The organism is Dyadobacter sp. (assembly GCF_051859145.1).
Classification (GTDB): domain Bacteria; phylum Bacteroidota; class Bacteroidia; order Cytophagales; family Spirosomataceae; genus Dyadobacter.
In genome coordinates, this window is the sequence record NZ_JBHYGF010000233.1 from 1 (window position 1) to 6784 (window position 6784).

The 6784-nt window shown below is 48.0% G+C and carries 5 protein-coding genes; 4 read left to right on the forward strand and 1 reads right to left on the reverse strand.

Annotation, left to right across the window (positions count from 1 at the left end; all coding sequences use genetic code 11):
* Positions 1 to 279: hypothetical protein (locus tag ACTIE6_RS14335; protein ID WP_439557293.1), on the reverse strand; the 279-nt coding region annotated here is incomplete at its 3' end.
* A 245-nt stretch (positions 280 to 524) separates the two neighbouring features.
* Between ACTIE6_RS14335 and ACTIE6_RS14340 the strand changes: the two genes are divergently transcribed.
* From ACTIE6_RS14340 to asnS, 4 genes are all read left to right on the forward strand, one after another.
* Positions 525 to 1100, forward strand: coding sequence for a hypothetical protein (locus ACTIE6_RS14340; protein WP_439557294.1), 576 nt, complete (start codon positions 525 to 527; stop codon positions 1098 to 1100).
* Positions 1101 to 1103: 3 nt separating this feature from the next.
* Entirely contained in the window at positions 1104 to 3230 is a 2127-nt protein-coding gene (locus tag ACTIE6_RS14345) for a cation:proton antiporter (protein WP_439557295.1), read from the forward strand.
* Between the two features lie 102 nt (positions 3231 to 3332).
* Complete coding sequence (locus ACTIE6_RS14350) at positions 3333 to 5009, forward strand: phytoene desaturase family protein (protein ID WP_439557296.1); 1677 nt, start codon at positions 3333 to 3335, stop codon at positions 5007 to 5009.
* Between the two features lie 199 nt (positions 5010 to 5208).
* Complete coding sequence (gene asnS, locus ACTIE6_RS14355) at positions 5209 to 6645, forward strand: asparagine--tRNA ligase (RefSeq protein ID WP_439557297.1); 1437 nt, start codon at positions 5209 to 5211, stop codon at positions 6643 to 6645.
* The last annotated feature ends 139 nt before the right edge of the window (positions 6646 to 6784 follow it).

Here is a 6784-nt window from a genome sequence, read left to right on the forward strand (position 1 = left end):
GTACAGATAGCTGGTCACGCCTGCATACGTGTCAGTAGGAATCGTAACCTTTTCCAGCTCACGTCCTTTCTTGTAAGTGAAATAGGTATTGGTGAACATCGGCCCGAGGCCACCATTGTTCCCGCTGACCAGCGTTTGTTTAAGCCGCACATTCGTCGCGGAAACCCGCTCAGGATTGGCCGAAGCTGCCTCCCGGGGCAAGAGCGTTTCATTTTCTTTCTGACAGCCAAATACTGCTACCAGCAGCAGGCAAGTCGTTAATCGGTGAGCAAACTTCATACAAAAACGGTTAGAATGTTGGAAATTATTGACACGAAGCCGCATTGAAATGGCCGTATTCTGTGACCTGCCAATAAGCGGCTTCCTCAGCCCTATCGACAGGTTTTAATGTGATCCCAGTTGCATTGGTGAGCAGGATTATTTATATATGTGCCAACTTCACCAAGTTTTTGACAGGATGAATTTGAGCAGCAGGCACAACTTTTCTCCTGGTTAAAATCAAACATCTTAAACCACTTCTGTATATGACCCTCCACAGATACTATATTTTTGCAGTCTTGCTCGCCCTGGGTTTGTCGGCCTGCGAGGACAACAAAAAGCAGCAGGAGCTGGATGTACGGGAGCAGCGCATCAGTCAGCGGGAAAGAGAGTTTGCGCTGAAAGAAGCCGACTACAAATCATTGCTCGAAATGCGCGATAGTCTGCTTGCAAACAAAGATACGGCCATTATTCTTCACTGGCCCGACGACATTGCCGGTATATGGAATGCAAAATCGATTTGCCGCGAATCAAACTGCCCCGAGTACGTGATAGGCGACCAGCGTTTCAATTCCTGGGAATTTATCAGCGACTCCACCGGACTGTACACGCGGGTAATGAGCAACGACAATCAGCTTGTGCGGGTTTTTAATGCGCGGTTCGATAGCACAGGCATTGTACTCAACTTCGCGAGCGACTCTTCTGCTACCAAGAATATGGTGCTCAACGTGGCGCTTGCGCGCGTAAATCAGGCGCTGATGAAAGGGCAGCAAACAATGAATATCAATCAGGCCTGTAACTCCAAATTCTCACTCGAGCTGACGCGCCCGACAACCAAATAGCTTATGCAGCTTCTGAGTATTCATATTAGCAGCCTGCCGATCGAAGATCCGGTCCTAAAATTTCTGATCGAGCTGATCATTATCCTGGGCGCCCCGCTCCTGCTTAATAAAATCAAAGTGCCGCATTTGCTGGGGCTTCTTATTGCAGGCGCATTGGTAGGCCCGAATGGACTTAACCTGCTCTCCCGTGACAGCAGCGTGGTCGTAACGGGTACTACCGGGTTGCTCTATATCATGTTTCTGGCCGGGCTGGAAATTGATATGGGCGACTTCAAAAAAAACATGGGCAAAAGTGTAACCTTCACTGCGTATACATTTGCCGTTCCGTTCATTCTGGGGGTCTTGGGGGGCTATTACGTGCTGCACTTTTCCATGCTCACCTCGGTTCTTTTCGCCAGCCTTTTCTCGTCTCATACGCTGATTTCCTATCCGCTGGTCAGCAAACTGGGTATTTCAAAAAACCTTTCGGTCAACATCACTGTGGGCGGGACTATGCTCACTGACGTACTTTCGCTGCTTGTGCTGGCGGTGGTAGTCGGCATGACGCAGGGCGAAGTGAATGGCGCATTCTGGTTTCAGCTCGGCTTTTCAGTGCTTGCATTCAGCCTTACAGTACTGCTGGTTTTCCCGATTATCGGCAGGTGGTTTTTTAAGAAAGTGGATGATAAAATATCGCAGTACATATTCGTGCTGGTGATGATATACCTCGCCGCGGTACTGGCTGAGCTGGCAGGTATCGAAGCAATTATCGGCGCATTCTTTGCCGGTCTGGCATTGAACAGGCTCATTCCGCACACCTCTGCATTGATGAACCGCGTCGAGTTTGTGGGCAATGCGATCTTCATTCCCTTTTTCCTGATCAGCGTGGGTATGCTCATCGATTTTACGGTTTTTTTCAAAAGCCTTGAAACCCTGGAAGTGGCCGCGGTAATGCTCGTTGCATCCATTGGCGGAAAATACCTTGCTGCGGTGCTGACGCAGAAAACATTCAGGCTGACCAAAGAGGAAGGAATGCTCATTTTTGGATTAAGCTCTGCCTCAGCCGCGGCCACACTGGCTGCGGTAATGGTAGGTTACAACATTATCGTTTCCGAAAATGCAAATGGAGAAACAGTCCGCCTGCTGAGTGAGCACGTTTTGAATGGAAGTATATTGCTGATCCTGATTTCGTGTACAGTCTCATCATTTGTTTCAATGGCCAGCGCGCAGAAGATTGCGGCAGTTGATAAGGAGGCGACGGCTTCGGGCATCAACAAGGAAACGGAAAATATTCTCTTGGCTGTCAATTATGAGGATACCGTTGAAAAAATGGTGAATCTCAGCTTGCTGATTAAGGCTTCACACAACCGCGACAGACTTTTTGCATTAAATATCATTAATGATGAAAAGAACGAATCGTCTGTCAAGAATGCGGAAAAAACATTGCATACTGCTGTGACTACTGCCGCCGCCGCCGATGTTCAGATTCAGCCGCTCACGAGATATGATAGCGACGTTGCGTCGGGGATCAGCAATGTGATCAAAGAGCAGAAGATTACCGATCTCATTCTGGGTTTACAGCCCGGGAAAGGTTTCACGCCGTCGCTGGTTTACAATCTGACCAACGCGTATCTGCAAAATGACAATGTTAATACATTGATTTACCATTCGGCGCAGCCTATTTCAACCATTAAGAAATACCTGGTACTGATCCCGCCCCGGGCTGACAAGGAGCCCGGGTTCTTTCAGGCATTGCTGCGCGTGTGGAACATCGGGAAAACTTCCGGCGCGGTCATGGCATTTTACACCAGCAGCCAGATCATCCACATTATTGAAAGGGTTGCGAAGAAATCAAACATTGAACTCACGCTCCATCCGGTGGAATACTGGGGCGAAGCCGAGCAGATAGCTACTAAAATTGCAGAAGATGAGGGGTTGATCATTTTTATGGCCAGGCGCGGAATGGCTTCATATTTTCCCAGAATGGGCTTGCTGCCGGATTTCCTGAACGAGCATGCATTGCAAAACAACTTCCTGCTGATCTATCCATTCTCCCAGCAAACCGAGGATCAAACTGAAAAACGCTCCGTGAGTAACCACGACGATTTTGTTGAAATCAGCCGCATGATCAGCAAGATCTTCCCGGCATAAGGTAAAGCTGCGGATAGAGGAACAATATTTTTATATTACAGCTCTTCACGCCCTTTTACCCAAACCAAGCGCAATATCGTGTCGTCTGATCAGCAGGAGTTAATGAATGAATTCGATAATATCATTATCGGCTCTGGTATGGGTGCGCTTTCTGCGGCGATTTGCCTGGTACGCGCGGGGCAATCGGTGCTCATTCTGGAACAACATAATGTGCTCGGAGGCTGGTGCCACAGTTTCCGGATCGGCGGACAGCGTTTTTCTCCCGGGGTCCATTACATAGGTCAGCTTGGTGAAGGGCAGTCAACCCGGATGTTGTACGAAGGTTTGGGAATTGCCAATGAGCTTACCTTCTTCGAAATGAACCCTGCCGCCTACGAACATTGCTGGATAGGCGAAGAGCGGATCGACATTCCCGCAAATTTCGACGGGCTACGTAAAGTACTTTCCGAACAGTTTCCAAAAGAAAAGAAAGGCATTGACGAATACCTGACAGCAGTCCAAAACGTCAGCAGCCAGCTGGACCTGATTTCAGAAATGAATGGATTGATGGACCATCTGACCATTCCCTGGCGCACGCGGCATTTGGGAAAATACGGTTTGTTCAGTTTAAAACGCGTGATTGACTGGCATATCAAAGATCCGCTGCTCAAAAAAATATTAAACATTCAATGGGGTAACCACGGACTTCCGCCCGGGAAAGCCAGCTTTCCTTACCATGCCGCAGTAATGGCGCATTATGCAAAAGGCGGATTTTACCCGATGGGCGGCGGTGCGGCGATTGTGAAAGCAATGTCCAATGTGATCAAAAAACATGGTGGTCAATGCAGGACCGGACAAAAGGTAAAACGCGTTTTGGTACAGGGTGAAAAAGTGAAGCGGGCTGTGGGTGTCGAGCTTGAAAATGGGACAAGTATTTATGCCAAAAGGATCATTTCCAATGCGGATCCGGCCACCACTTATTCGCGTTTGGTAGGTGAAGAAAACCTCAGCAAGCAACTCTTAAATCAGCTCAAAAACACGAAATACTCCTGCACTTCACTGATCCTGTTTTTAACCGTTAATATGGACCTTCGCAAAGCAGGTCTGGATTCGGGGAATGTCTGGCTGATCCCGGATGCAGAAAGCGAAGAAACTTATGGCCAGCACGCCAATGCGGATATTGGATCAGAAGCTGAATTTCCGGCATTGTTTATCAGTTCAAGTACATTAAAGGATCCCACCAGCTTTGACGGGACCCACCATACACTGGAAGTGATTACGCTGATCAACAACCATGCTTTCAGCCGGTTTGAAGGCGAAACCGCCGCACATTCGCAGGCATATCTCGACTTCAAAGAGCAGCTGAGCATGAAAATGATCAGGAGTCTGGAAAAAGCATTACCAGGAATAACGGAACGCATTATTCAGAAGGAAATGGGCACCCCGCTGACCAACAAGCACTATATTGACTCGACCGAAGGTTGCGTATATGGTACCGAAAAAAGCTTCTGGCAAATAGGCGCATTTGCTTTTAAGGCGCAGAGTGAGATTGAAAATCTATATCTCTGCGGCGCGAGCATCCTGGCCAATGGAGTTGCCGGCGCCAGTTATTCGGGTGTACAAACTGCCGCGCGCATCCTCGGCAGCTCCCAGGCAGAGCTGCTGAAACCGGATCCATCCCAGCAACTTCACGTGTACCCGGCGGAAGACGCGACGTACTATCCTGAATGGATCAAAACGAAAATGAATACGCGAAGGAAGTTGAAAGTAAAAGATACCGCGCGACCGAACCCGGCCTGAACCACCTGCACCAGCCCGAATACTGCTTTTTTGTGGCATTCTTGACAGGTTTGTTTGTCATCAAGCTGATCACATTGTAAGTTTGTTAACGATTGCGTCGCTTTCAAAATTGAAGTACGCTTTCTTCGAACAGCCTGCTTTTCAATACAAATCCGAAAGCGGGTAAATTACAAATCAGAATTAAATCATTTATTGCCAAATGGGACCGCTGCAAATTAAAGAGATATTACAAGCTTCTCCGGAAAACCAACCCGTCACCCTCAAAGGTTGGGTACGGACTAAGAGAGAAAGTAAGAATGCAATATTCATCGCATTAAACGACGGTTCCACCATTCACAATATTCAGGCAGTTGCGCTACCAGGGCAGTTTCCTGACGAGCTGATGCAAACCGTTACAACCGGCGCCTGCCTTAAAATTGAAGGCCAGCTGATCGAATCGCAGGGTTCTGGTCAGACGGTGGAAGTGAAAGTGGACGATATCCTCGTTTACGGCGCTGCCGATCCGGAGCTTTATCCATTGCAACCGAAGAAACACTCACTGGAATTTTTGCGTGAAATCGCGCATTTGCGTCCACGTACCAATACTTTCAGCGCCATTTTGCGCATTCGTCACGCGCTGGCGTTTGCTGTTCACCAATACTTTAACAACGAAGGTTTCTTTTACCTGCATACACCTGTAATTACCGCCTCTGATGCGGAAGGCGCGGGCGAAATGTTTCGGGTAACTACATTGGACCTCAATAAATTGCCACGTACCGAAGAAGGAGCGATCAACTTCAAGGAAGATTTCTTCGGAAGAGAAGCTAACCTGACTGTTTCCGGACAGCTGGAAGGCGAACTGGGCGCCATGGCGCTTTCCAAGATTTATACATTCGGACCTACCTTCCGCGCCGAAAACTCCAACACGACACGCCACCTGGCCGAGTTCTGGATGATAGAGCCGGAAATGGCCTTTTATGAGCTGGAAGATAACATGAATGTGGCCGAGGATTTTGTTAAAAAAGTGATCACTTATGCATTGAATAACTGCAAGGACGATCTGAACTTTTTACAAAACAGGCTGGCAGAAGAAGAAAAGAGCAAGCCGCAAAACGAGCGTTCGCTGCCTTTGCTTGAAAAACTGAGCTTTGTGGTGGACAATCCGTTCGAGCGGCTGACTTACACTGAGGCAATTGAAATTCTGTTGAAGTCGAAACCGCATAAAGAGAAGAAATTCCAGTATCCTGTGGGCTGGGGAATTGATCTTTCCAGCGAGCACGAGCGGTATCTGGTAGAAAAACACTTTAAAAAGCCGGTTATCCTCACCAACTATCCACGGGAGATCAAATCCTTCTATATGAAGCTGGACGAAGACGGAAAGACAGTACGTGCCATGGATGTGCTTTTTCCGGGAATCGGCGAGATCATTGGCGGAAGTCAGCGCGAAGAAAATTACGAAAAGCTGCTCGGCCGCGTGCACGAAGTGGGTATCGATCCGGAAAACCTCTGGTGGTACCTTGAAACCCGCAAATTCGGAACAGCACCGCATTCAGGTTTCGGCTTAGGATTCGAACGTTTAGTCCAGTTCGTTACAGGAATGGGCAACATCCGCGACGTAATACCATTCCCAAGATACCCGAAAAGCGCAGAGTTTTAAGTGGGAATACATTCTGTATTGATTTCTGATGAGCTCGGTTTAGTACCGAGCTCATTTCGTTTAAACTACCCATCACTAATTTGAAATAACCGTAAATTAAACAGTTTAGGCTGTTACTATTTAAAGAGGTAATTATGAT